Source organism: Pseudomonas sp. GM84 (assembly GCF_000282535.1).
Taxonomy (GTDB): Bacteria; Pseudomonadota; Gammaproteobacteria; order Pseudomonadales; family Pseudomonadaceae; genus Aquipseudomonas.
In genome coordinates this window covers 1-2573 of sequence record NZ_AKJC01000066.1, presented here as the reverse complement: position 1 = coordinate 2573, position 2573 = coordinate 1, and the positions used below count along the sequence as shown (strand labels likewise).

Genomic DNA, 2573 nt, shown 5'->3' with positions numbered 1-2573 from the left:
GCAAGCCGGCTCCCACAGAAGCTTCGCACGCCGCTGTACCTGTGGGAGCCGGCTTGCCGGCGATAGGGCCAGCACAGACACTGCATCAGCCCTTGTGAACCTCGCCCAGCCTGAGTAACGTGGCCAGCTCTTTGGTAAAAGATCCCCGGAGCCGTTCCATGCGCCTCACCCCTTCCCTGCTGCTCACCGCCCTGCTGCCTCTGTTCGCCGGCTGCCAGCTTCTGGCAGAGCAACCCAGCGACCCGAACATCGGCACCACGCGCCTGCAGGGGGAACTGAGTGCCGCTGGCGGCCAGCTGCTGTTCAAGCCCTGCAACGAAGCCCGTACCTTCGTGGTCAACGACGTCGGCGCCACCGGCATCCTCCAGGAAGCCGCCAACCTGGCCGACGACGCCAAGGACAAGCTGTTCGCCGACGTCCGCGGTCGCCTCACCGGCAGCAAGCAGGCCAACAACGACGGTACGCTGGAAGTGCGCCGCCTGTACCGCCTGGAACCATCCACCCGTGCCTGCGACGATCCCAACTTCAAGCAGCTCACGCTGCGCGCCGGCGGCCATGAGCCGGAGTGGGAAATCAAGGCCAGCGGCAAGGGCATGGTGCTCAACCGTGTCGGCAAAGAACCGCTGCCCCTGCCCTTCCTCGAAGAAGAAGTCCCTGGCGGTGGCCTGACCCTGAGCAGTGAAGCCAACGGCCAACACGTGGAACTGTGGGTAGCACCGCAACGCTGCGTCGACAGCGCCACCGGTGCCGTGCGCCACCTGCGCGCCGAATTGCGCATCGATGGCCAGACCCTGCGAGGCTGCGGCTACTACGGCGGTGCACGCGACAACTGATCGCCGGGTGCTTTTATCCTGCCAGTCAGGGCGGCGAACAGCTTATACTTGGCGGTTTGTGTAAAGCCGCCGGCCGCCCATGGCCGGGATACTGGACCCTGCCATGCTACGAATCACCGAACTGAAGCTGCCCCTGGACCACCCTGACGAAGCGCTGCGCGAGGCCATTGTTCAGCGCCTGGGCATCCGCGACGAGCAACTGCTCGGCTTCACCCTGTTCAAGCGCAGCTACGATGCGCGCAAGAAGAACAGCGAACTGCTGTTCATCTACACCATCGACCTTGAAACCAGCAACGAAGCGGAGCTGCTGAGCAAGTTCGCCGACGATCGCAACATCGGCGTCGCACCGGACGTCAGCTACAAGTACGTCGGCCAAGCCCCGCAAAACCTGCAGGAACGCCCGATCGTGGTCGGCTTCGGCCCTTGCGGCATCTTCGCCGGACTCTTGCTGGCGCAGATGGGCTTCAAGCCGATCATCCTCGAACGCGGCAAGGAAGTGCGCCAGCGCACCAAGGACACCTGGGGCCTGTGGCGCAAAAGCGTGCTCAACCCCGAGTCCAACGTGCAGTTCGGCGAAGGCGGCGCCGGGACCTTCTCCGACGGCAAGCTCTACAGCCAGATCAAGGATCCCCTCCACCATGGCCGCAAGGTCCTGGAAGAGTTCGTCAAGGCCGGTGCGCCGGAAGAAATCCTGTACATCAACAAGCCCCACATCGGTACGTTCCGCCTGACCGGCATGGTCGAGCAGATGCGCCAGGACATGATCGCCCTCGGCGCCGAAGTGCGCTTCCAGGAGAAGGTCACCGACCTGCTGATGGAAGACGGTCAATTGACTGGCGTCGTCCTGGAGAGCGGCGAACAGCTGCACTCGCGCCATGTGGTCCTGGCCCTGGGCCACAGTGCCCGTGACACCTTCCGCATGCTCCACGCCAAAGGCGTGTACATGGAGGCCAAGCCGTTCTCCATCGGTTTCCGTATCGAACACCCACAGACGCTGATCGACAAGGCACGCCTGGGCAAGTATGCCGGCCACCCGAAACTCGGTGCGGCCGATTACAAGCTGGTGCACCACGCCAAGAACGGCCGCTCGGTCTACAGCTTCTGCATGTGCCCAGGCGGCACTGTGGTGGCGGCCACCAGCGAACCGGGCCGGGTGGTGACCAACGGGATGAGCCAATATTCGCGCAATGAACGCAACGCCAACTCCGGCATCGTGGTGGGCATCGACCCCGAGCGCGACTACCCGGGTGGCCCGCTGGCGGGTATCGAGCTGCAGGAGCGCCTGGAAGCCCACGCCTATGTGATGGGCGGCAGCAACTACCAGGCACCGGCGCAGCTGGTAGGCGATTTCGTCGCCGGCAAGCCGTCCACCGCCGTGGGCAGTGTCGAGCCGTCGTACAAGCCGGGCGTAACCCTGGGCGACCTCGCACCGAGCCTGCCGGACTTTGCCATCGAAGCGATTCGCGAAGCACTGCCGGCCTTCGATCGGCAGATCAAGGGCTACAACCTGCATGACGCGGTGCTGACTGGCATCGAGACGCGTACCTCTTCACCACTGCGGATCACGCGTGGTGCGGATTACCAGAGCCTGAACCTCAAGGGGCTGTTCCCGGCGGGTGAAGGTGCGGGGTATGCCGGCGGCATTCTTTCCGCAGGCGTCGATGGCATTCGCATTGCCGAGGCGGTCGCGCGGGATATGCTCGGTTTATAAGTTGTAGCGCCTGCACCGGCCTCATCGCC

At 64.3% G+C, this 2573-nt stretch carries 2 protein-coding genes; both read left to right on the top strand.

Features of this window, described 5'->3' with window-relative positions:
• Positions 1 to 158: 158 nt before the first annotated feature.
• Positions 159 to 833: a COG3650 family protein gene (locus PMI38_RS03760; protein ID WP_008090925.1), complete on the top strand. Its 675-nt coding sequence runs from the start codon at positions 159 to 161 to the stop codon at positions 831 to 833.
• Positions 834 to 936: 103 nt separating this feature from the next.
• Positions 937 to 2544, top strand: a complete 1608-nt coding sequence (locus PMI38_RS03755) for an NAD(P)/FAD-dependent oxidoreductase (protein ID WP_008090924.1) — start codon at positions 937 to 939, stop codon at positions 2542 to 2544.
• The last annotated feature ends 29 nt before the right edge of the window (positions 2545 to 2573 follow it).